The organism is Paenibacillus sp., assembly GCF_035645235.1.
Classification (GTDB): domain Bacteria; phylum Bacillota; class Bacilli; order Paenibacillales; family YIM-B00363; genus Paenibacillus_AE.
In genome coordinates this window covers 1-23,157 of the sequence record NZ_DASQMZ010000095.1, presented here as the reverse complement: position 1 = coordinate 23,157, position 23,157 = coordinate 1, and the positions used below count along the sequence as shown (strand labels likewise).

Here is a 23,157-nt window from a genome sequence, read left to right as displayed (position 1 = left end):
TTCCTTGGAGCGGCTGTTCGCGCTCGGCGAAGCCGACACCGACGCCGCGGCGGGAAGACTGGAGGCATGGATAAGCGGTAAGCCGGCAAGCGCCGGTGCGAACGCGCATCGATAAGAAAAAGAGGGCCGTCCTCGGGGGTTCCCCCGCGGGACGGCCCTCTTCGGTTTGTCGCGGACGGCGATTTACCGCGCGCGAATTTCTTGGCGCATGAAGCCGACGTACGAAATGCCGAAGCAGATCAGCGTGCCGGCGACGAGCGCCGTCATCTGCGGCCAAACGAGCAAGAGGCTCTGGCCGAGGGACAGCGGGCTCGGAATGGCGCCGACCGCTTGCTCCATCGTCAGAAAACCGCTGATCGTCCGGATTTCCGGCACGAGCAGCGTGCTGGTCGCTTCCTGGAACAGCGAGTTCGGGCTCAGCCGGTTCAGCCATTGCTGCCAGATGGCCGCCTCGTATTCGGACGGCGGCGCGAGGGCGCCGAGCGCGAGGCGGACGAGGATCGGGAAAAACAGGATGAAGAAAATCCAGAGCCCGAGCCCCGAAAGCGCCGAGGTGGCCGCGCTGCGCATCCGGACGGAGAACAAAATCGCCAGGTTGAGCCAGAACGCGACGTACACGACGGACGCGAGCAAGAACAGGAACATGCGCGCGAACTGTTCCGGCGTCGGCAAAATGCCGGTCATCCGGATACCGAGACCCATGACAATGAGCCCCATCGCAACGAACAGCGTGCCGACGATGGCGAGCGCCGCGACGAACTTCGCGTTAATGATATAGTCGCGGGGCACCGGCTGCGCGAGCGTCCGGCTGAGCGTACCGCGTCCGCGTTCGCTCTGAATCGCGTCGAAGCCCATGCCGATGCCGAGCAGCGGCCCGAGAAAACCGACGAACGTGATGAACGACGGAATCGTGCCGTCGGTCGCGGTGAAGAGCCTTAAAAACAGGTAATTCTTTACCGAGTCGTCGAGCTCCGCGTTCCGGTCCAGTCCGTTCAGTACGGCGTAGATCGAAGCGATGCACGTCAGCCCGACGAGCAAGATCAGAATGTTCGTGCGCCAGCTGTGGATATGGTCGGACAGCTCCTTGCGCACCATCGCCGCGAACGGGTGGTACGTCACGTCGCGCTCGGCGCGGGCGGAAAGCTTCGCGCGAATCGCGGAAGGCCATGAAGCGAGCGACGTCTTCACGCGGAACCCCTCCCTTCGAAATACCGATGGTAGATTTCGTCCAAACCGAACGTCTTGCGCTTGAGCTCGTGCAGCTTCGCGCCGCGGCCGACGACGAGCGAGGCGACGTCTGCCGCCACGTCGCGGTCCGCATCGATGCGCAGCGCCCCTTCCTCCGGCTCGGCCCGGATGACGCCGTCGAGCGCGCGCACGCTCTCGAGCAACGCGTCGTCGAGCGGCTCGACGACCGTCTCGATGCGGATCGATTCTTCCCCGAACAAGGTGCGGGACAGCTCGCCGACCCCGCCGACGCCGACGAGGCGGCCCTTCACGAACAGCCCGACGCGGTCGCAAATCGACTGCACCTGGTGCAGATGGTGGGAGGAGAGCAGCACGGTCATCTGCCGCTCCCGCGACAATGTCGAGATGAGGTCGAGCAGCTGCCGCATCCCCTCCGGGTCGAGACCGAGCGTCGGCTCGTCGAGAATCATAACGTCCGGCTCCTTCATAAGGACGTCGGCGAGGCCGAGCCGCTGCCGCATGCCCCGCGAGTACGCGCCGACCGGTTTACCGGCCGCCTCCTGCAGGCCGACCCGGGCCAACCAACGCTCGGCGCGCTCGCGGGCGACCGATTCCGGCAGCCGGTTCAGCCGCGCGGTATACATCAAATTTTCGAATCCCGTTCGATCTTCGTAGAAGCCTACGTCATCGGGCAAATAGCCGACCTTGCGCTTGACGTCGATCGATTGGCGAACCGAATCGAGTCCGCAGACGGTCACCTTCCCGGACGTCGGCTCGGAAAGACCGAGGAGCATCAGGATCGTCGTCGATTTTCCGGCGCCGTTCGGGCCGAGCAGCCCGAAAATTTCCCCCGGATAAATCGACAGGTTCAGGTCGTCGACGGCTTTCTGCTCCCCGTACTGCTTCGTCACGTGGTGGAGGCGGATGATCGGTTCCTTGGCCGTCATCGCTTATCGCCTCCCGTACGTGCGGAACAAATACCCGATGCCTCCGAGCACGAAGACGATGATGAGAATGCCGATCCAGCCCCAAACGACGGACGTCTTTACGCTCACGCGGAATTGCGCCTCCGAAGACGCCTCCGGCGCGGACGCGCGCACGCTAAGCGCATAGTCGCCGGCCAGCGCCGCGTCGGACGCCGTCATCGTCGCGACGACGGTCCGGGACTCCCCGGGCGGAATCGAATCGATCGTCGCCGGCTCGAATTCGACCGTCCAATCGATCGGCGTGCTCGAGGAGAGCGAGACGTCCGCGAGCTCGACGCTGCCCGTATTGCGCACGAGAAGCTCCAGCTTCTTGTCGCCGCCCGCGGTTACGTCCGTGCTGAGGAGTCCGGACGGCGTCGTCAACTCCATCGCATATCTGCCGATGATGGCCGTCTGCAGCTCGAGCGTCGCGGACGTGTTGCTCGTCTCGGCGACGACCGGAATCGTGTACGTGCCTGCCTCGACCGTTTCCGGCGGCTCCACTTTAATCGAAACCGTCTCCGTCGCGCCCGCTTCGACGTCGACCGAGGAGACGCGTTCGCCGCCCACGGTGAACTGCACCGTCCAACCGTCGCCCGGCGCCTCGGCGCGAAGGGCGTACAGCTGGTTTTCCGCCGTGCGGTTGCGGAGCGACGCGCTATAAGTAAAAGAAGCGTCCGCGTGGCCCTCGATATTCGGCTTCTCCGTCGTCAGCTCCGTCTCGTAGATGCCTTGCTCCGTCACCTCGATCGCGAGAGGCAGCGTGTTGCCGTTGCCGGCGGACAGCGTAAACCGGTAAACGCCGCGCTCGACCTGCAGCGGCACGTCGACGTCGAGCGATACGCTGGTCGAGGCGTCCGGCTTCACGGCGACCTGACGGGCTTTCTTCCCGCCGCTCGTCAGCTCGTACGTCCAGCCGTTCGGCAAGCCGGATACGGATAGCTCCGCGGTTTGCACGGCGTCCGTGTTGTTGATCAGCTCGACGCTGTGCACGACCGACTCGCCGGGCGTCACCGCGACGAACGGCTGCGCCGCGAAGACGGTCAGCTCCCCTGCTGCCGATGCGGAGCCGGCCGGCAGCAGGGCGGTGACGAGCAGCAAGCCCGCCAACAGCCATTTTCGTTTTCTCTTCGTCTTCATTGGAAAACCCTCCCCGTGACATGTGGAAATTTTTCGATACCGATGGTAAAAAACAAAGCTGAAACGAAGATGAAAGAAATCTTAAAAAAATCTAAAATGTGACCGCTCTGCGCCCGTCCTTCCGCGATCAGGCGGGATAGACGGGCCGGGAACGGGCGGAATGACATTTTCAGACGAAAAATGGACTGGCGCAACGGTGTAAACGCTTATATAATCGTTATAAAACGCTTACTTTGCCAACCGTCGCAGAGGAGAGAGGAGCGGTATCATGCAAGACATGCATACGCACGAGACGATTCCCAGCACGGCGACTTCGCCGAATTTAACTTCCTACGAGCAAACCTACGCCTCTTTCCGGTGGGAGGACATTCATGCCGAATTCAGCTGGCATACCACCGGCAAGGTCAACATGGGCTACGAATTGATCGACAAGCATACGGAGACGAGCCGCAAGGACAAGACGGCGCTCATTTACGCCGACGATGCGGGCGCGCAGACGTTTACCTTCGAAGACATGCGCGTCTTCTCGAACAAATTCGGCAACCTCTTCCGCTCGCTGGGCGTGCAGAAGGGCGATCGAATTTTCTTCTTCATGCCGCGGACGCCGGAAATTTATGCGGGCATTATCGGGGCGCTCAAGATCGGCGCGATCGTCGGTCCGTTATTCGAAGCGTTCATGGAAGGCGCGGTCGAGGACCGGATGGCGGACGCGGAGGCATCCGTCGTCGTGACGACGACGGCGCTGAAGGGGCGCATTCCGAAGGAGCGGCTGCCGCATCTGAAGCACATCGTACTCATCGACGCGGAAGGAGCGCTCGAGGATCGCGAAGTGAGCTACAAGGAGGCGTTCGCCGCCGCGTCGGACGCGCTGGACGTCGAATGGGTCGATCTCGAGCATCCGATGATTTTGCACTACACGTCGGGCTCGACGGGCAAGCCGAAGGGCGTGCTGCACGTGCACGGCGCGATGCTCCAGCATTACATTACGGGGCATTGGGTGCTCGACCTGAAGGAAGACGATATTTATTGGTGCACCGCCGATCCGGGCTGGGTGACGGGGACGTCGTACGGCATCTTCGCTCCTTGGCTGAACGGGGCGACGAACCTGATCCGCGGCGGGCGGTATTCGGCCGATCGCTGGTATTCGACAATTCAGGATTACAAGGTAACCGTGTGGTACAGCGCCCCGACGGCGTTCCGCATGCTCATGTCCGCCGGAGACGACGACGCGGAGCGGTACGACTTGACCAGCCTTCGCCACGTCTTGTCCGTCGGCGAGCCGCTCAACCCGGAGGTCATCCGGTGGGGCATGAAGGTGTATAAGCAGCGCATTCACGACACGTGGTGGATGACGGAGACGGGCGCGCATATGATCGTGAACGTGCCGGCGATGGACATTCGTCCGGGCTCGATGGGGAAGCCCATTCCGGGCGTGCAGGCCGCCATCGTCGACGACGAAGGCAACGAGGTGCCGCCGTACACGCTCGGCAACCTCGCCATTCGCGCCGGCTGGCCGTCGATGATGCGGCGCATCTGGAACAATCCGGCGAAATACGAGGAATATTTCAAGCTGCAGGGCTGGTACGTGTCCGGCGATTCGGCCTATATGGACGAGGACGGGTATTTCTGGTTCCAGGGGCGCGTCGACGACGTGATCAATACGTCCGGCGAGCGCGTCGGGCCGTTCGAGGTCGAGAGCAAGCTGGTGGAGCATCCGGCCGTCGCCGAAGCGGGCGTCATCGGCAAGCCCGATCCGGTTCGGGGGCAAATCATTAAGGCGTTCGTCTCGCTGCGCGAGGATTACGTCGAGACGCCGGAGCTGCTGGAAGAGCTGAAGCAGCACGTCAAGACCGGCCTCGCCGCGCATGCCGCGCCGCGCGAAATCGAGGTCATCGACAAGCTGCCGAAGACGCGCTCGGGCAAAATTATGCGCCGGGTACTGAAGGCGAGGGAGCTCGGTCTGCCGGTCGGCGACCTGTCTACGATCGAGGACTAATGGTACACTATTAAGAGGGCGGAGCGGGCCGAGGGCCCGCTTCGTTTTTTCTATTTTCGGGTGAAAAGGGAGCTGACAACGTCGTATGAACAAAATCGAACAGGTGACGGAATGGATTCGCGGCAGCGAGCGCGTCGTGTTTTTCGGCGGAGCGGGCACGTCGACGGAAAGCGGCATTCCCGACTTCCGCTCGGCGGCGGGCTTGTATCGCTCGGCGCAAGGGAGCGGCGCTCCGCCGGAGGTCATGCTGTCGCATACGTATTTTATGGAGCATCCGGAGTCGTTCTTCGAGTTTTATAAGAAGCACATGATTTATCGGGACGCGCGGCCGAATGCGGCGCACGAAGCGCTGGCGGCGCTCGAGCGCGCCGGGAAGCTCGCCGCGGTCGTCACGCAAAACATCGACGGCCTGCACCAGGCGGCGGGCAGCCGGGTCGTCTACGAGCTGCATGGCTCCGTGCATCGGAACCGATGCATGGCGTGCGGAGCGGCGTATACGCTGGACGAGATGCTGGCGCTGCCCGGCGTCGCGCCTCGGTGCCGGGCGTGCGGGGGCGTCGTAAAGCCGGACGTCGTCCTGTACGAGGAGCCGCTCGACCAGGACGTATGGGCGGGGGCGGTCGAGGCGATCCGCGCGGCGGACGTCCTGCTCGTCGGCGGCACGTCGCTGACCGTCTATCCGGCGGCGGGGCTCGTGGGCGAGCTGCGAGGCGGGAAGCTCGTGTTGATGAATCGCGAGGAGACGAGCTTCGACCGCCGCGCGGACGCGGTCGTCCGCGGCTCCGTCGGCGAGGCGCTGCGCCGCGTCGCGGAGGCGATCGTTGCCGATTTCTGACGTTCGAGGTATGATGTTCGGTAATGCATGGAAAGAGGTGGAATTGTCGTGAACCGATATCATCCCGAGCGCATTCGGCAGATGCGAAGCACGATTCGCGCCCAAATCGTAGAGACGATTCTGGACGACTTCGACGGCGGACTGATGGAGCTGACGACCGAGGCGCGGACGGCGAAGTATGCGAAGATGGCGGAGAGCGCCTTCCGGTTTTTCCGCGGAACGGCGTATCTGTTTTACTTCGACGTCGCGGACGTTCCGTTCCCGTACCATACGCCGAAGGACAAGCCGACCTGGATTCAAGGCGATCTGCATTTCGAAAATTTCGGCGCGTTCCGCAGCGCCGGGGGCGGTATCGTTTATGACATTAACGATTTTGACGAAGGGTATCTCGGGTCCTACTTGTACGACCTGCTTCGCATGAGCGTCAGCATTACGCTCGTGTGCGAAGCGCTCGGGTACGACGAAGAACAGACGGATGAAGCGATCCATACGTATCTTAAGACGTACTATCGGCAAATTCGGCGGTTTTCGCAGCGGAAGGACGATGTGCAGCGCATGCTGTTCACGGCGGAACATACGTCGGGGCCGGTGCGCAAGCTGCTAAGGAAGCTCGAGCGGAAAAACGCTTCCGAGTTTCTTGAGGCGGTGACCGACGGCGCATCCGCGCTGCGCAAATTCAGCCTCACCGCGGAAATCGTGCCGGCGGACGCGGAGGAGCGGCGCGAGCTGCTCGCGGCGTGGCCGGAATACTTAACGACATTAACGGAAACAGGCGTGCGAGAGGATTCGTTTTATGCCATTAAGGATGTGGCGGTCAAGCACGGCTCGGGCACCGCTTCGATCGGGCTGGATCGGTTTTATGTCCTGATCGAAGGGCATCGCGACCCGGAGGGCGCCGACGACATCGTGCTCGAGGCGAAGGAGGTGCGCGCGCCCGTCCCGGCCTACTTCTTGCCGTATGCCGAGCCGTTCTGGGCGCGCTACGCGCATCACGGCCGGCGCGTCGCCGCGACGCAGCGGGCGATGCACCACGAAGCCGATCCGTTCCTCGGCTGGTTTACGCTGAACGACCGGCACTTCTATGTTCGGGAACGCTCGCCGTACAAGAAGCGGCTGAAGCTCGAGAAGATCGAGACGCACGACTGTCTGTTGACGACGCTGAAGCAGATGGCGCGCATTACCGCGAAAATTCACGCCCGTGCCGACAATGAGCTGCGCGACAACGAGGGCATCCTCGATTATCACGCGGAGCATGAAATTATGGCGGCGATGGGGCCGGATCCGGACAAATTCGCCGATACGCTGTCGCTGTGGGCGATGAATTACGCCGCGCAGGTGCATCAAGACTTCGAGGTGTTCCGGACGATCGCGGCGCGCCGGTTCGACCTCGGCGCCCGCGCCTCGGAGGCGCCGGACTCCGGGGCGGAGGGACTCAATACGAACGCAAAGGATGTTCGCGAATGATGAACGAGACGTCGATCCGTATCGAAGACATCTTGATCGCCCATTCCCGGGTGAAGGAGCAAATCGTGGAGACGCCGCTGCAGCGCAACGACGTGCTCTCGCAGCGCTACGGCTGCAACGTGTACTTGAAACGCGAGGATCTGCAAGTCGTTCGTTCGTTTAAAATCCGCGGCGCGTACAACTTCATCCGCAGCTTGCCGCCCGAAGCCGCCGCGAGGGGCGTCGTCTGCGCCAGCGCCGGCAATCACGCGCAGGGCGTCGCCTATTCGTGCGCGGCGCTCGGCATCCCCGGCGCGATCTTCATGCCGGCTACGACGCCGAAGCAAAAAATTTCGCAGGTCGAACGGTTCGGCGGCGGGAAGATCGTCATCCGGCTCGTCGGCGACACGTTCGACGACGCGCTGGCCGAGGCGGTTCGGTTTTGCGAGGAGCGGTCGATGACGTTCGTGCATCCGTTCGACCATCCGGCCGTCGTCGCGGGGCAGGGCACCGTCGGCGCCGAAATTATCGGCGCCGCCCCGGAGCCGATCGATTATATTTTCATGGGCGTCGGCGGCGGCGGCTTGGCCGCCGGCGTCGCGTCGTACGTCAAGAAGCTGAGCCCGTCCACGAAGCTGATCGGCGTCGAAGCGACCGGCGCGCCGACGATGCGGACGGCATTCGATCGAGGCGAGGTCGTCGCGCTCGCCGAGATCGATCGGTTCGTCGACGGCGCGGCGGTGAAGCGGGCAGGCGAGCTGACGTTCGCGATTTGCCGGGAGCTGCTCGACGATATGCTTGTCGTGCCCGAGGGCAAGGTATGTACGACGATGCTGGAGCTGTATAACGAGAACGCGATCGTCGTCGAGCCGGCGGGGGCGCTCCCGGTCGCCGCGCTGGACGCGTATCGGGACATGCTCCGGGGCAAGACGGTCGTTTGCGTCGTAAGCGGCGGGAACAACGATATCGACCGGATGCAGGAGGTGAAGGAGCGGTCGCTCTTGTACGAAGGCTTGAAGCATTACTTCGTCGTTAACTTCCCGCAGCGCGCAGGCGCCTTACGCGAGTTTCTCGACGGCGTGCTCGGGCCGGACGACGATATTACGCGCTTCGAGTATACGAAGAAGAGCAGTAAGGAGAACGGTCCGGCGCTCGTCGGCATCGAGCTGAAGTCGCCATCCGACTACGAGCCGCTCGTCTCGCGCATGCGGGAGAAGGGCATTTCGTTCCTGACGCTCAAGGACCACCCGGATTTATTTCAGTTGCTTGTATAAAAAAAACTATAGAGTGAAACTTTTCCAAACCCCAAGCGTCTATATATTTTGGGATATATAGGACGATTTCGAGGGGGAAAAGGTTTGAGGGACGAAACGAAGGCGCGGCGGATCGGATCGACGATGGCGGCGATCGCGGCGATGGCGTTGACGCTGGCGTTGGCGGCTTGCTCGGCGGACAAGCCCGAGCCGGAGGACGCCGACGCGGCGGAGCGTACGACGATCAAGGTGCTGTTTTACGACGAGAACTCGTTTTTCATGCAACTCGGGAACCTGTTTTTGATGCAGCATCCGGAGATCGACATCGAGGTCGTAAGCCAACAGTCGATCTACCAAAGCGGCAACGATCCGGTCGAAGGCCTCAAGGCACTGATCGAAAAGGAGAAGCCGGACGTATTGTTCGCGGGAGAGTATAACTTCGAAGCGCTGCGGGACGCCGGGCTGATGTACGAGCTGGACGCGCTGCTCGCGCAGGACGAGACGTTCCTCGAAGGCATGCTCCCGGCCGCGATCGATAAGATGCGGTCGATGGGCGGCGGCAAGCTGTACGGGCTGGCGCCGACGTTCAGCAGCGAGGCGGTATTCTATAACAAAGGCCTGTTCGAGGAGTACGGCGTTCCGCTGCCGAACGACGGCATGACGTGGGACGAGCTGCTCGCGCTTGCGGAGATGTTTCCGCAGGACGGCCCAGAGGAGGAGCGCGTCTACGGGCTCGAGGCGTTCGGGAACGCCGGCGCTTGGGCGTTGCTGCGGTTCGGCCAGGAGCAAGGCCTCGTGTATGTCGACCCGGTCGCCCGGAAGGTAACGCTCCATACGGAATCATGGCGGGAAGCGCTCGAGACGTTGCTGCGCATCGTTCGTTCGGACGCGGATATTCTCCGAAACCGATGGAGATGTCGATGGGCCAGACGTACGAGGACTATTTGCGGCGGGATTTGTTCTTGTCGGGAAGGCTCGCGATGCGCTTTAATCACGCGTATTATTTGAACGAGCTGAAACAAGCGGGCGACCGGCTGCCGGAAGCCGCCGAGCTCGATTGGGACTTGGTGACGGTCCCGGTTCGACCGGAGGCGCCCGGGGTGACTACGTCCTTCCGGCTGAACGACATCTTCGCGATTTACTCGGGCTCCGCGAACGTGGAAGCGGCTTGGAAATTCATTCGATTCGTCCATTCCGACGACTTCGCCAGGGTTACGGCGCGCGCTCCGGTCATGGGCGGCCTGCCGGTGCGGACGGAATACATCCGGAACGACGAGGGCAAGAACTTAGAGGCGTTCTACGCGCTGGCGCCGAGCGACGCGATGACGGGCTCGGAGCTCGCGGAGCTGCCGCAATCGTTCGCGGAACGATTTTATCCGATGCTGGAAGAGGTGTGGAACCGGCTGCTCGCGGAAGAGCTGACGGCGGAGGAAGCGCTGCAGCGCATGGAGACGGAAGGCCAAGTGCTGCTGGATGCGGCGTACGAAGAGGAAACGGCCCGTTCGGACGCCGCCGAAGCGGAATAACGGACAATCGAATCGATCATGATCGGGCCGCCGGCCTTGCGACGTCTTCCGTCGCGGCCGGCGGCCCTCGTTTCGTTACATGCCGCCGCAGGCGCAGTTCAGCACCGGCTTCCTTGCGGCCGTCGCTTCGTCGAGGCGGCGCACGGCCGTCGTGTACGGCGCGTTCTTGACGAGCTCGGGATTCGTCTTCGCTTCCTCGACGATGCGCAGCAGCGCATCGGCGAAGGCGTCGAGCGTCTCCTTGCTTTCCGTTTCCGTCGGCTCGATCATGAGGCACTCCTCGACGTTGAGCGGAAAGTAAATCGTCGGCGGATGATAACCGTAGTCGAGCAGCCGCTTCGCCACGTCGAGCGTTCGGACGCCGTACGGCTTCAGCGGCTTGCCCGACAAGACGAATTCGTGCTTGCAGATACGGTCGTACGGCACTTCGAAGGCGGGCGCGAGCCGGCGGAGCAAGTAATTCGCATTCAGCACGGCGAGCTCCGAGACGCGCCGAAGGCCGTCGGGACCGAGCGTTCGGATATAGGCGTACGCGCGCGCCAAGATGCCGAAGTTGCCGTAATACCCTTTCACCCGTCCGATCGTGGCGGGACGGTCGTTGTCGAAGCAGTAGCTGCCGTCCGCCCGCCGTTCGATCGTCGGCGTCGGCAGGAACGGGATGAGCTTCGCTTTCACGCCGACCGGTCCCGCCCCCGGACCGCCGCCGCCGTGCGGCGTGCTCATCGTCTTGTGCAGGTTCAGATGCACGACGTCGAAGCCCATGTCGCCGGGACGGGCGATGCCGAGGATGGCGTTCGAATTGGCGCCGTCGTAATACAGCAGCCCCCCGGCGTCGTGAACGATCCGCGCGATCTCCTCGATCTGCTCCTCGAACAGCCCGAGCGTATTCGGATTCGTCAGCATGAGCGCGGCCGTGTCGGGGCCGACCGCCGCGCGGAGCGCGTCGAGATCGACGAGCCCGCGCGCGTTCGAAGGAACGGTGATCGTCTCGTAGCCTGCGGCCGTTGCGCTGGCGGGGTTCGTCCCGTGGGACGAGTCCGGCACGAGCACCTTCGTGCGCGTCTCGCCGCGGCTTTCGTGGTAGGCCCGGATCAGCATCAGCCCCGTAAATTCGCCGTGCGCCCCGGCGGCCGGCTGCAGCGTCACCCGGTCCATGCCCGTAATCGCGGCAAGGAAGTTCTGCAGCGAGTAGAGCAGCTCGAGCGCGCCTTGGATCGACGATTCCGGCTGATACGGATGAATCCGCGCGAAGCCCGGCAAACGGGCGACGTCTTCGTTCAGCTTCGGATTGTATTTCATCGTGCAGGAGCCGAGCGGGTAGAAGCCGTTGTCGACGCCGAAGTTTCGGCGCGACAGCGCCGTATAATGGCGCACGACGTCGACCTCGTACAGCTCGGGGAGCGCCGGCGGCGCGGGGCGGAGCAGCGCTGCGGGAAGCAGCTCGTCGAGCGGCGTCTCCGGCACGTCGCATGCGGGCAGCGAATAGGCGATGCGGCCCGGGGCGCTGCGCTCGAAAATCAACGGCATCTCCTGCTCGGGCAGTCGGTACGCTTCTTCTTTACGCGGTGCGGACTCGTTCATCGAATCGCCTCCTCCAATGCCGACGCGAACGCGTCGATCTCTTCTTTGCTGCGCTGCTCCGTGACGGCGATCAGCATGCGGCCGGCGAGCGCGGCGTCGTCGCGGCCGAGGTCGTACCCGCCGAGAAAACCCCGGGCGAGCAGCCGGTCGTTGATCTCGGCGATCGTCGGCGCGCCGTCCGGCAGCTGCAGCACGAACTCGTTAAAGAACGGCGCGGAGAACGGGAGGGAGCAGCCCGTAATCGCAGACAGCCGCCGAGCCGCGTAATGCGCCTTGCGTACGTTCAACGCCGCGACGTCGCGCATCCCCTGCCTGCCCATGACGGACAAGTACACCGACGCGCATAACGCGAGGAGCGCCTGATTGGAGCAAATGTTCGACGTCGCTTTCTCCCGGCGAATATGCTGCTCGCGCGCCTGCAGCGTCAAGACGAAGCCTCGCTTGCCGTCCCGGTCGACCGTCTGCCCGACGATGCGTCCGGGCATGCGGCGCATGTGGGCGGCGCTGACGGCGAAGTAGCCGCATGTCGGTCCGCCGAGCGACGGCGCGATGCCGAGCGGCTGCGCGTCGCCGACGACGATGTCGGCGCCGAGGGCGCCGGGCGCCTGCAGCGCGCCGAGCGCGAGCGGATTGGCGCTGACGACGAGCAGCGCGCCGGCGTCGTGCGCGGCCGCGGCGGCCGAAGCGACGTCTTCGATCGACCCGAAGAAGTTCGGGTACTGGATCATGACGGCCGCCGTCTCGCCGCCGCGCAGCGCGTCCGCCAGCGCCGCCGCGTCCGTGACGCCGCCGGCGCAGCCGACCGTCTCGAGCTCGAGGCCGAGGCCGCGCGCGGTCGTCGCCAGCACCTGACGGGCTTCCGGATGAACGGCGGCCGAGACGGCGAGCCGCTGCCGTTTCGTCGCGTTCGCCGCCAGCGCGCCGGCTTCGGCGAACGCCGTGGCGCCGTCGTACATGCTCGCGTTCGCCACCGCCATGCCCGTCAGCTCGCAAATATACGACTGAAACTCGAAGATCGCCTGCAGCTCGCCTTGCGAAATTTCAGGCTGGTACGGGGTATACGCCGTATAGAACTCCGAGCGGGAGACGAGGTGGTGGACGACGACCGGAACGTGGTGATCGTAAAGGCCGGCGCCGAGAAAGCTGATATACCGGTCCAAATCCGCATTGCGCTCGGCAAGGCGGCGCATATGGCGCAGCAGCGCGGCTTCTCCGAGAGCCTCCGGGACGTCGAGCCGTCCCCGAAACCGAACGGACGCCGGAATGTCCGCGAACAGCGCCTCCGTCGAGTCGACCCCGATTGCGTCGAGCATCGAGCGCACGTCTTCCGCCGTCGCCGGCAAATAGCGGTGGTTTCTCATGCTCGCTCCGACTCCTCTCCGGTTCGTGGTAGTTTCGGCTGCCGCTTATAGAAAGGCGTCTCGACGATCTTCGCCTTCAGCCGTTTGCCCCGCACGTCAACGTATAATTCCGTGCCCGTCGCCGTCAGCGCCGCGTCGACGAGCGCGAGGCCAAGGTTTCGCTTCAGCGTGGGGGATTGCGTGCCCGTCGTCACCTCGCCGACGCGCGAGCCGTCCGCCGCGAATACGCCATGCCCCGTGCGGGGGATGCCGCGGTCGACCATCTCCAGTCCGACGAGGCGGCGGGGAAGGCCGGAAGCGTGCTGCGCGGCGAGCGCTTCCCGGCCGATGAACTCGCCCTTCCCGAGCTTGACGAAGGCGTGCAGGCCGGCCTCGAGCGGCGTGATGGACGCCGACAGCTCTTGCCCGTACAACGGCAGCCGCGCTTCGAACCGCAGCGTATCGCGCGCCCCGAGGCCGACGGGGACAAGCCCGTGCGGCGCCCCCGCGGAAAGCAGCGCCTCCCATGCCTTCGCCGCGCCGTCCGCGGGGACGTACAGCTCGAAGCCGTCTTCGCCGGTATAGCCGGTGCGCGAGACGAGCGCCGGGACGCCGCCGACGGAAGCGTCCGCCGCGAAGCGGAACGGCCGGAGCGCCGCGACCGCGCCGGCCCCGCCGTCGACCGCGGCGAGCAGGGCGGCCGCCGCCGCCGGTCCTTGTACGGCGAGCAGCGCCGTCTCGTCGGAGACATTTTCCAATGACGTCTCGCCTTCGACATGCCGCTGCAGCCAGGCCCAATCCTTCTCGAGGTTCGCCGCGTTCACGACCAGCAGGAAGCGATCGGACGCCAGCCGGTAGACGAGCAGATCGTCGACCGTGCCGCCGTCGGGGTAGCACATGAGCGTATACTGCGCCGCGCCGACCGCAAGCTTCGCGACGTCGTTCGTGGTGAGCCGCTGCAGGAACGCTGCCGCGTCCGGGCCCGAGACGAGAAATTCGCCCATATGGGAGACGTCGAACAGTCCGGCGCGCTGCCGCACCGCTTCGTGCTCCTTCAAAATCCCTTCGAATTGTACCGGCAGCTCCCAGCCGCCGAAGTCGATCGTCTTCGCCCCCCGCGCCGCGTACAGCGGATAGAGGGGCGTGCGCTTCAACCGTTCGGTCATCGGAATGCGTCACCTCCGTCGGGAATGGAACCGGAACCGCTTCGAAACTCGCCGCGATGCGCCCGTATTCGCCTATTATATGGGTTTTGCGGTATACTATTATCCGGCAAACCGCAGCGCGGTCAATGCTATATTCTATCCGCGAACGCCCAAGAAGGTGACGATATGAACGAAGAACCGCCGCTGCAGCCGATCCCCGATCATCTCGGACCGGGGCTCGACATCGTCTTCGTCGGCTACAATCCGAGCATCCGCTCGAGCCGGACGGGCCACCATTACGCGAATCCGAGCAACCGGTTTTGGAAAATGCTCCACGCCGCCGGCCTCACGCCGCGACTGTACGCTTCGGACGAAGGCGACGCGCTGCTCGCGCAAGGATTCGGTTTTACGAACATCGTAGCGCGCCCGACGCGCACGGCGGAGGAAATTACGAAGGAAGAGTACGCGGAAGGCCGCGCGATTTTACGGGAAAAGCTGATGAGGTACCGCCCGCGCGCGGCCTGCTTCGTCGGCAAAGGCGTGTACGAGCAGTTCGCCGGACGGAAGACGGCAGGGTGGGGGTTTCAGCCCGATGCCGCGGCGGCCGTCCCCGGCGTACGGGAATTCGTCGGACCGTCCTCGAGCGGCCTGGTGCGGCTGCGGCTCGACGAGATGGCGGCGATTTACGCCGAGCTGGCCCGCTGGAGAGAAGAAGAGCTCGGCCGCCGTTCGTAAGCCGAACGACGCCGAGCTCTGGGAAGCGGTGCGCATGCCGCGCACTTATAACAAGAAAAATCCGATGCCCATAATCAGATATGCGCCTAAGAGGGTCAACCCCTCGAACCAGTTCGTGTCGCCGTCGTTCGTAATGCTGATCGTCAGCAGCACGGCGGTGGCCATCGCGATCAGCTCCGGCAGCGAGAAGACGAGCGGCATGGGCGTGTCGAAGAAGAGCGAGACGAACACGAGCACCGGCGCGACGAACATCGCGATCTGCAGCGTCGAGCCGACGGCGATTTCCACCGCGATGTTCATCTTGTTCTTGAACGCGAAGATGATCGCGGACGCATGCTCGGCGGCGTTGCCGACGATCGCGACGATAATGACGCCGATGAACAGCTCGCTCCAGCCGAAGCGCGCGGCGACGCTCTCGAACGTATGTACGAGGTTTTCCGATACGTAAGCGACGGCGACCGTGGCGAGCGCCAGCACCGTAAGCGCGACGCCCTTGCTCCATTCCGGCTTCTCGTGGCCGCCGGCTTCCTCCTCGCCCGGCGTCGCGTAGACGCCGCGATGCGTCACGAGCTTGAAGAACAGGGCGGCCAAGTACAACGCGATCAAGACGGCGGACACCCCGATGCTGAGCGACATCGTCTCTCGTTCCGGCATGTTCATCGCGAACACCTCCGGGATCACGAAAGCGACGATGACGGCGAACATCAGCAGTCCGGAGTTATGCCGCGCGTCGTAGACGCTGAATTCTTGGCGCTTAAACTTGAGTCCCCCGACGAAGAACGAGAGCCCGCCGACGAGCAGCAGGTTGCCGAGCACGGAGCCGGTAAGCGAGGCGAGCACGACGCCGACGAGGCCTGCCTTGAGGGCGAAGATCGAGATGATGAGCTCGACCGCGTTGCCGAACGTCGCGTTCAGCAGGCCGCCGATCCGCGGCCCGGAAACGATGGCGAGGCTCTCCGTCGCGCGTCCCATATACGAGGCCAGCGCGACGATGGTGGCGCAATAGATGATGAACAGAATCGTCGGATCCCAATGGAGCAAACTGCCGGCGACCGACAACGGCAGTCCGGCGCCAAGCATAATCAGAAACAGTTTATTGGCCATTCGCGCATGTACACCTCTTCTCAAAGGATTGAAATCAGATCGTATTATTATGGTTTAGCCTATTTTTTGGAATCCTATAACTTCGGGTGCAGTGACAACAGGCCGGAGGCCAAACGACAGGGGGCGAACGCATGAGTTTGCAGGAGGAAGAGCTGCGGCGGGAGGAGCGCCGGCTATCGGCGACGCTCGCGCGCATCGAGCGCGAGATCGAGCGGGCGGGCCTCGCGGCGGGCGGCCGGAAGGAGCAGCTCGTCGGCGGGAAGCGGGAGCTGTGGGAAGGCCTCGTCTTCGACACGGACGATTGGTTCGAAGCGGCGGTGCAGCTGACGCAGCAGGCGCAGGAGCTGTCCCAACACGCGACGAGCTATCGGCTCGCGCAAGGGCGCGGCGAGCAGCTGGAGCGGGCGCTGTCCACGCCGTATTTCGCCCGATTCGATTTCCGAGAAGCGGGCGCCGCCGCGGACGAAGCGATTTATATCGGGACGATGTCGATCGCCGACGAGGTGACGCATGAGGTCGTCGTGTACGATTGGCGCGCGCCGGTCGCGGGCATGTATTACGACTTCGGACCGGGACCGGCATCGTACCGGGCGCCCGACGGCGAGGTGCGCGGCGAGATGACGCTCAAGCGCCAATTCGTCATTCGCGGGGGGAAGCTGCTGGCCGCGTTCGATACGGGCGTCACGATCGGCGACGAGATGCTGCAGCGGATGCTCGGGGGCCATGCCGACGAGAAGATGAAGTCGATCGTCACGACGATCCAGCGGGAGCAAAATCGGGTTATCCGAGAGACGGATCATCGCTACGTCTTCGTGCAGGGCGCGGCGGGCAGCGGCAAGACGTCCGCGGCGCTGCAGCGCGTCGCGTATTTGTTATATAAATATCGCCAGACGTGGGAAGCGGAGCAGCTCGTCCTGTTTTCGCCGAACGACGTCTTTAACGATTACGTATCGAACGTGCTGCCGGAGCTCGGGGAGGATGCGATTCCGCAGACGACGTTTTACGATTACGTCTGGCGCCGGCTTCGCCATGCGGGCGACGTCGAGCATCCGTACGACCAGCTGGAGGTGCTGTTGTCCGCCGGCGGGCGGGAGGACGAACCGTCGCTTCGCCGCGAGGGCATCCGCGCGAAATCGTCGCTCTCGTTCGCGGAGGCGATCGACGCGTACGCGAAGACGCTCGGGGAGCGCGGCGCGGCGTTCCGCCCGCTGCTCCGCGGGCAGAAGGTCGTGGTCGAGGCGGCGGAGCTGGAGCGGATGTTTTATGTCGAGTTCGCCAAGCTGCGCCCGCCGCTGCGCCTCGCCGCGATGAAGGAGCGGCTGCTGGAGCGGTTGAAGGAGCTGGAGGGTAAGCGCGCCGTCGCGTTGTACCGCAAGTGGATCAAGGAGCCGACGTATCTCGGAACGGAGCAGGAGCTCAAGCGGCTCGGGCTGGCGAAGGCGCGGAAGGCGTATGCGCCCGTGCGCGAGCAGGCGTCTACGTTCGCGTTCGTCGACGTGACGGAGACGTACCTGCGCATGCTTCGCGCGTTCGCGGCGAGCGGGGAGCGTCCGGAGGGCGCCGCCGTCGGCTGGGACGAGCTGCTGCGGGATACCGAGGCGCGGCTTCGCCCAGCCGCCGCGGACGACGCGGACGACGACACGGCTTCCCCTTCGGCCGCGAGCGAGCGCCGCATCCCGTACGAGGACGCCGTTCCGATGCTGTATCTGCTCGAAGCGCTGCACGGCGCCTCGCGCATGAACCGGATTCGGCACGTCGTCGTGGACGAGGCGCAAGACTATACGCCGCTGCAATGGGCGTATCTTCGCCGGTTGTTCCCGAACGCCGGTTTTACCGCGGTCGGCGACGCGAACCAAGCGATCCACGGCGTGGAGAGCGAGGAGGGCCACTTGTCGTCCCTGCCGCTGTTCCCGAGGGAAGAGACCGTCGTCATCCGCCTGAAGAAGAGCTACCGCTCGACTCGCCAGATCGTGGCGTTCGCCGCCGCGATGCTGCCGGGGGCGGAGGACGTCGAGCCGTTCGAGCGGGACGGCCCGCCGCCGGAGCTCGTCGTCGCGCCGGAGGGCTTCGGACCGGACGACTACGCCGAGTTGGCCGCGGAACGCATCCGCGCCTTGCAAGCGGATGGGTACGCTTCGATCGCCGTCATCGGGAAGACGGCGGCGGAGTCGGAAGAGGCGCATCGGCGGCTCGGCGCGCTCGGCATCGCCGCGGCGCGCATTCGCAAGGAGACGACCTCGTTCCCGGCGGGCATCGTCGTCCTGCCTTCGTACCTAGCGAAGGGGCTGGAATTCGACGCCGTGATCGTCTGGGACGCAGGGCGCGAGGCGTACGGCCGGGAAGAGGAACGAAAGCTGTTGTACACGGTCTGCACCCGGGCGCTCCATCGGCTCGTCCTGCTCGCCCGAGGCGCGCCTTCTCCGTTATTCGACAAAATTCACGATTTCGACACACCCGCGCGGGGCTCCTCCGTTTTATAATGAATTGTGAAGAGCCTTAACAAACGGGGAGGGCGCCTGGGTGAGTGTAGCGGAACCGATCGTGCATGCGGTGTTGGACGAAGCCGCGATCGAAGAACGCGCGATGCTGAGGCAGGACGTACATAATCGGCTCGTGCAATTGAAGAAGCTGACAGAGCTTGGGGTGACCGGCGGTCTGGAAGAATCCCTCGAGGACGTGAACCGGAAGATCGAAAGGTACAACGAAATCGCGCCGGCGGCTTCGCCCGTCGGGAAGGTGACAAGAGCGACGTTCATAGCGAACATCGCGCTGTGGGAATAACTGCATTCGGTGGAGCCGTTTTCTGTTTTGTGGTACACTCTACAAAACATGAGCGGCTCTTTTTTTCGCTGTTTGCGCTGCCGACGAGGAGGGGTTCCCGAGCGTGTATAACGATTTCCTTCGCATCCAGTCGCTTGAAGGCGAGCTGAAGCTGTCGCATAAGAAAAGAGACTTCGGCCTCACCGTCTCCACGAAGGAGCTGGTGTACCAGAAGCCTCATGTCAATTACATCATTCGCCTCGAGAACATCGTCACGATGACCCCGTTCGAGGAAGAGGCGACGCCGGGACGGCGCCGCGGCTGGAAGGGCGTGCCGACGTACGAATTGAGCGGACTCGCCATCGGGAAAGATCATTACCGCATTTACGCGACGAGCGCCGTCATGCATTCCCGAAGCGGCCTCTATACGCTCGGTCCGACGGAGTTTATTTTGCCGATCGCGCCGGAGATGCTCCGGGCGATCGGGCGGTACGGTCAGCTGAACGCGTTCTAGCTTGTATAATGCTCCTGGAAGCGGTCGACGTCCTTCGGGTCGCCGACGACGAACAGCGTGTCGCCTTCTTGGAACGTCTCCGTGGGCGCCGGCGAGACGATCGGCTTGTGGTCGTTCTCGCGATTAATGAGCAGCACGGTGACGCCGAATTTTTTGCGCAGATCGAGATCCATCAGGCTCCGGTGCATGAACGATGCCGGGGCCTTTAATTCGATGCCGCTGCAGTAAGGGGATAGCTGCACGTACTCCATGAGGCCCGGCATCGACAGCTGCTTCGCGGTGCGGATGCCCGATTCTTCCTCCGGGTATACGACGCTGTCCGCGCCGACGATCTCCGACAAAATTTCTCCGCGGAAATGATCGTTCGATTTCACCACGACATGCTTGCAGCCGCGCTTCTTCAGCTTCGCGACGATGACGAGCGACGATTCGAATTCGGTGGCCATCGCGACGACGATCGAGTGGAAGCCCTCGACGTTCAGCTCGTCGAGCACCGCGTCGTCCGTCGCGTCCCCTTGCACGACGTATTCTGCGTACGCCTGCACCGCTTCGAGCAGCGCCTCGGTGCGGTCGACGCCGACGACGTGATGCCCCGCGTTATGAAGCTCCTTCAACACGGCGCTGCCGAAGCGGCCGAGCCCGATGACCAAATATTTTCTGCGCATACGTTCCGTTCCTCCCGATGGTTACCCTACGATAATCGATTCCTTAATATACTTTACCGCCGACTTCCTCGGCTTGACGACGCTGTATATGATCGAGATGATGCCGATGCGTCCGACCATCATCATCAGCGTAATCCACAGCTTGCCGAACGTCGAAAGCTCTCCCGTAATGCCGAACGAGAAGCCGTTGTTCGTGATCGCCGACATGCCCTCGAACGTAACCGCAAGCACGTCCAGCGCGTCCTCGCTAATGAACAGGACGAAACAGGACAGAAAGAAGAAGGATAGGACGAAAAAGAACACGATATACGCCTTCTGGACGTCCTCTTCGTATAAAGATTTCCGAAACAAAATGACGTCGCTGTTTCTCGTAATGGCGCTGCGAGCCTTGGCGAGGAGGATCGCGAACGTCGTTATGCGAATGCCGCCCGCCGTACTGCTCGCCGAGCCGCCGATGAACATGAGCACCATCAGCAGCAGCACGGTCGCCGGCGCGGCGAACGTAAAGTCGACGTTGCCGAGCCCTCCGCTGCGCGAGGATACGGAAATAAAGAACGTGTTCAGCAGTCGAAAGCCGTAAGGCATCTCGCCGACGGTGCCGCGGTTCGACCATTCGAGCGCGGTAATGAGGATCGTCCCCGACACGAGCAGCACGGCGTGGAACAGCAGGTTCACCTTCGTATACAGGCTCTTCTTTTTCCCCCGTAGATATAAGAGCTCCCAGACGGTCGGAAAGCCGAGCACGCCGAGAAAGACGAGAAGGGCCGTGACGAGCATGAACATCGGCGCATAGTTGAAAGGCGCGACGGAGCCGCCGAACAAGTCGAGGCCGGAGTTCGTGAACGCGGAGACGGCGTGGAACGCCGTGTACCGCAGCGCCGTCTCGACGTCGCCCTCGAAGCGAAGCACGTCGGGAATCAGAAATAAGAAGCCTACGAATTCGGACACGGCCGAGAATAATGCGATAAATATGACCAAGCTCTTGATGTTGCGCAGCGAGCGCTGGTTTTGATCGAAGCCCATCAGCGTCAGCTGCGGCAGCGACGCGTCCCGATGCATCAGAAACAAGTAGAAGCCGATGATGCCCATGAAGCCGATGCCGCCGATCTGCATCTCCAAAATCATGAGCCATTGCGCCGCCGGCGTCAAGACGTCCGAGAGCACGACCGTGCTGAGCCCCGTCGTGCTGAGCCCGCTCGAGGAGATGAACCACGCGTCCACGAACGACAGCTCGCCGTAATGCAGCGGGGGCAGCCAATACAGGAACGCGAACAACAGCGAGAGAACGAGATAACCGATCGTAATTTTATGGAACGGGGATTTCGTGAACGATATTTTGTTCATGGGGCCATCCTTTCGAACAGGGAACGAACATGCTTATTTTACCATAACGGCGTCAGACATTATAATCGAAACTACGAACTTCGAAGGGAGCGCGGCGCATGCGAACGACCGGCGATCCGGCCAAGCTTTGCGAGGAACGACTGCGTTCCATTGGCTACACTACCACTCATCTCGAAAACAGGCAAGGGTCTTTCGCCGCCGTCGTGTACGACGTTTTCGTCCGCGGAACGAGCGGACGGGAAGAGCGCTTCGTATATAAACAGCCTCCCGAGGATCGGCTCGGGGAGTTCGCGCTGCTTCGCGACCTCGGCGCGGAGCTGTCCCCATGGCTGCCCGCCGTCGTCGCGCGGTTCGAAGCGACGCCGCGAGCGTTCCTCATGCGCTATGCGGGCGAGCCGCTGCTGCCGCCAGAAGCGGTACGGGCGGCCGGGCGGACCGAACGGCTGTCCGCGTACGAGCGCATCTCCGCGGCGCTGGCCGACTTGCATCTGCGCACGTTGCCGTACGCGCGGCAATGGGCGAGAGAGGGCCGAGCGTCGCCGTACGCGTTTAGCCGCGAGTGGGCGGACCGGATGCTTCGCGATGCCGACGGCGCGCTGCCCTCCGTTCTTGCGGCCGAGCTTTCGCGCATCGTCACGTCGTTCTACGCCGATTACGGCCCTTCGTCGATGCGCGGGCCGGAGACATTCACGCACGGCGACCCGCATATCGGGAACGCGCTCGCGCTGGACGGGAAACTGACGTTGATCGATTGGGAGTGGACCAACGTCGCGGCCCCGATGCGGGACGTCGCCATTCTCGCGATGGACGAGCCCGAAGACGCCCTGTACGCCCGTATCGCGGAGGCGCATGCGGACAAGCTCGTACGCGGCGGTATGCCCGCGACGGTCGAAGCGCTTCTGGACGATTTCGGCCGCATGACCGTCGACAACGCGCTGATGACGCTCGGCTGGGACGCCGCCTTGTTCCGGCGCGGGGATACGACCGCCCGCGAATTCGCGGAAGCCGCGGAGCGGCGGCTGTCGCGTCTTGCGCCGTTTTGGAATCGGCTGCGGCGCTAGTGTATACTTTTCACAACGACCTAATGTACATACCTACGGGGGGACCACGTTGAAGAAAAACGCAAAACATACCGCCACCCTGTCCTTGGCCGCGATGGGCGCCGGCTTTGTGGCGGCGTTCCCGGTCGCGCATACGCCCTACGGCGCCGTGCTGCAGAGCGGCTTCGAAGCCGGTCTCGTCGGCGGACTCGCGGATTGGTTTGCGGTCACGGCGCTGTTCCGCCATCCGCTCGGCATCCCGATTCCGCACACGGCGCTCCTGCCGCGGAACCGAGGGAAAGTCACGAACGCGCTCGTGCATGCGATTCAGACGAACTTGCTTCATAAAGAAAGCATTATCGGCAAGATGAAGAACGCCCGGATCGCCGAACGGCTGGCCGAGCGGGCGAACCGGGAGCTCGAACGGGAGGATGCGGGCGAACGAATCGCGAGGCTGCTGAGCGAAGCGTTCCGCGCGATTCCGAAGGAGGCCGCCGCCGAGGCGCTGGCCGCCGCCGCGCGGGATGCGATCCGAGCGGTCGACGCCCGCGCGTTGCTCGGGCGGGTCGGCCGCGCGGCGGCG

At 63.6% G+C, this 23,157-nt stretch carries 21 protein-coding genes; 12 read left to right on the top strand and 9 right to left on the bottom strand.

Features of this window, described 5'->3' with window-relative positions; translation table 11 throughout:
* Positions 1–183 precede the first annotated feature (183 nt).
* From VEZ38_RS08800 to VEZ38_RS08790, 3 genes are read right to left on the bottom strand one after another with little or no spacing between them, the layout of a single operon-like run.
* Positions 184–1,188: an ABC transporter permease gene (locus VEZ38_RS08800; protein ID WP_324892974.1), complete on the bottom strand. Its 1,005-nt coding sequence runs from the start codon at positions 1,186–1,188 to the stop codon at positions 184–186.
* Positions 1,185–2,135, bottom strand: a complete 951-nt coding sequence (locus VEZ38_RS08795) for an ABC transporter ATP-binding protein (protein ID WP_324892973.1) — start codon at positions 2,133–2,135, stop codon at positions 1,185–1,187. Before VEZ38_RS08795 ends, VEZ38_RS08800 begins: the two co-directional genes overlap by 4 nt.
* A gap of 3 nt (positions 2,136–2,138) precedes the next feature.
* The gene (locus VEZ38_RS08790) at positions 2,139–3,293 is read right to left on the bottom strand and encodes an NEW3 domain-containing protein (RefSeq protein ID WP_324892972.1); all 1,155 of its coding nucleotides are present in this window, start codon (positions 3,291–3,293) and stop codon (positions 2,139–2,141) included.
* A 268-nt stretch (positions 3,294–3,561) separates the two neighbouring features.
* Between VEZ38_RS08790 and acsA the strand changes: the two genes are divergently transcribed.
* The 6 genes from acsA to VEZ38_RS08760 all read left to right on the top strand — a co-directional run bounded on the left by acsA (position 3,562) and on the right by VEZ38_RS08760 (position 10,346).
* Complete coding sequence (gene acsA, locus VEZ38_RS08785) at positions 3,562–5,289, top strand: acetate--CoA ligase (protein WP_324892971.1); 1,728 nt, start codon at positions 3,562–3,564, stop codon at positions 5,287–5,289.
* 85 nt (positions 5,290–5,374) lie between these two features.
* Entirely contained in the window at positions 5,375–6,124 is a 750-nt protein-coding gene (locus VEZ38_RS08780; protein ID WP_324892970.1) for an NAD-dependent protein deacylase, read from the top strand.
* 48 nt (positions 6,125–6,172) lie between these two features.
* Positions 6,173–7,588: a DUF2252 domain-containing protein gene (locus VEZ38_RS08775; RefSeq protein ID WP_324892969.1), complete on the top strand. Its 1,416-nt coding sequence runs from the start codon at positions 6,173–6,175 to the stop codon at positions 7,586–7,588.
* Positions 7,588–8,841, top strand: coding sequence for a threonine ammonia-lyase IlvA (ilvA, locus tag VEZ38_RS08770; protein WP_414694691.1), 1,254 nt, complete (start codon positions 7,588–7,590; stop codon positions 8,839–8,841). Before VEZ38_RS08775 ends, ilvA begins: the two co-directional genes overlap by 1 nt.
* A gap of 84 nt (positions 8,842–8,925) precedes the next feature.
* Entirely contained in the window at positions 8,926–9,828 is a 903-nt protein-coding gene (locus VEZ38_RS08765) for an ABC transporter substrate-binding protein (RefSeq protein ID WP_324892967.1), read from the top strand.
* Positions 9,801–10,346 carry a hypothetical protein gene (locus VEZ38_RS08760; protein ID WP_324892966.1) on the top strand — a complete coding sequence of 182 codons (546 nt, stop codon included), beginning with the start codon at positions 9,801–9,803 and terminating at the stop codon, positions 10,344–10,346. Before VEZ38_RS08765 ends, VEZ38_RS08760 begins: the two co-directional genes overlap by 28 nt.
* A gap of 75 nt (positions 10,347–10,421) precedes the next feature.
* On the opposite strand, the gene gcvPB is transcribed toward VEZ38_RS08760, so the two are convergent.
* The 3 genes from gcvPB to gcvT are packed head-to-tail and all read right to left on the bottom strand — an operon-like array spanning position 10,422 to position 14,433.
* Positions 10,422–11,927 carry an aminomethyl-transferring glycine dehydrogenase subunit GcvPB gene (gcvPB, locus tag VEZ38_RS08755; protein ID WP_324892965.1) on the bottom strand — a complete coding sequence of 502 codons (1,506 nt, stop codon included), beginning with the start codon at positions 11,925–11,927 and terminating at the stop codon, positions 10,422–10,424.
* The gene (gene gcvPA, locus VEZ38_RS08750; RefSeq protein WP_324892964.1) at positions 11,924–13,288 is read right to left on the bottom strand and encodes an aminomethyl-transferring glycine dehydrogenase subunit GcvPA; all 1,365 of its coding nucleotides are present in this window, start codon (positions 13,286–13,288) and stop codon (positions 11,924–11,926) included. The genes gcvPB and gcvPA overlap by 4 nt, the downstream gene beginning before the upstream one ends.
* Positions 13,285–14,433, bottom strand: coding sequence for a glycine cleavage system aminomethyltransferase GcvT (gene gcvT / locus VEZ38_RS08745; protein WP_324892963.1), 1,149 nt, complete (start codon positions 14,431–14,433; stop codon positions 13,285–13,287). Before gcvT ends, gcvPA begins: the two co-directional genes overlap by 4 nt.
* Before the next feature lie 183 nt (positions 14,434–14,616).
* Here gcvT and VEZ38_RS08740 point away from each other — a divergent pair, with 183 nt between their 5' ends.
* The gene (locus VEZ38_RS08740) at positions 14,617–15,147 is read left to right on the top strand and encodes a mismatch-specific DNA-glycosylase (RefSeq protein ID WP_324892976.1); all 531 of its coding nucleotides are present in this window, start codon (positions 14,617–14,619) and stop codon (positions 15,145–15,147) included.
* Positions 15,148–15,192: 45 nt separating this feature from the next.
* Here VEZ38_RS08740 and cax read toward each other — a convergent pair whose 3' ends face one another.
* Positions 15,193–16,251, bottom strand: coding sequence for a calcium/proton exchanger (gene cax / locus VEZ38_RS08735; RefSeq protein WP_324892962.1), 1,059 nt, complete (start codon positions 16,249–16,251; stop codon positions 15,193–15,195).
* A 131-nt stretch (positions 16,252–16,382) separates the two neighbouring features.
* On the opposite strand from cax, the gene helD reads away from it, so the two are divergent.
* The 3 genes from helD (at position 16,383) to VEZ38_RS08720 (ending at position 19,525) form a co-directional block, all read left to right on the top strand.
* Positions 16,383–18,731 (top strand): RNA polymerase recycling motor HelD, encoded by a 2,349-nt coding sequence (gene helD / locus VEZ38_RS08730; RefSeq protein WP_324892961.1) that lies wholly within the window; start codon positions 16,383–16,385, stop codon positions 18,729–18,731.
* A 40-nt stretch (positions 18,732–18,771) separates the two neighbouring features.
* Complete coding sequence (locus tag VEZ38_RS08725; RefSeq protein ID WP_324892960.1) at positions 18,772–19,032, top strand: hypothetical protein; 261 nt, start codon at positions 18,772–18,774, stop codon at positions 19,030–19,032.
* A 103-nt stretch (positions 19,033–19,135) separates the two neighbouring features.
* Positions 19,136–19,525, top strand: coding sequence for a hypothetical protein (locus VEZ38_RS08720; RefSeq protein WP_324892959.1), 390 nt, complete (start codon positions 19,136–19,138; stop codon positions 19,523–19,525).
* On the opposite strand, the gene VEZ38_RS08715 is transcribed toward VEZ38_RS08720, so the two are convergent.
* Together VEZ38_RS08715 and VEZ38_RS08710 are read right to left on the bottom strand one after the other, a co-directional pair.
* Positions 19,522–20,190 carry a TrkA family potassium uptake protein gene (locus VEZ38_RS08715; protein WP_324892958.1) on the bottom strand — a complete coding sequence of 223 codons (669 nt, stop codon included), beginning with the start codon at positions 20,188–20,190 and terminating at the stop codon, positions 19,522–19,524. The two genes, VEZ38_RS08720 and VEZ38_RS08715, sit on opposite strands and share 4 nt — an antisense overlap.
* A 21-nt stretch (positions 20,191–20,211) precedes the next feature.
* Positions 20,212–21,534, bottom strand: coding sequence for a TrkH family potassium uptake protein (locus VEZ38_RS08710; protein ID WP_324892957.1), 1,323 nt, complete (start codon positions 21,532–21,534; stop codon positions 20,212–20,214).
* A gap of 98 nt (positions 21,535–21,632) precedes the next feature.
* Between VEZ38_RS08710 and VEZ38_RS08705 the strand changes: the two genes are divergently transcribed.
* Positions 21,633–22,595, top strand: coding sequence for a phosphotransferase (locus VEZ38_RS08705; protein WP_324892956.1), 963 nt, complete (start codon positions 21,633–21,635; stop codon positions 22,593–22,595).
* Between the two features lie 49 nt (positions 22,596–22,644).
* Positions 22,645–23,157, top strand: a 513-nt coding sequence (locus tag VEZ38_RS08700; protein WP_414694687.1) for a DUF445 family protein, incomplete at its 3' end; no start/stop codon positions are given.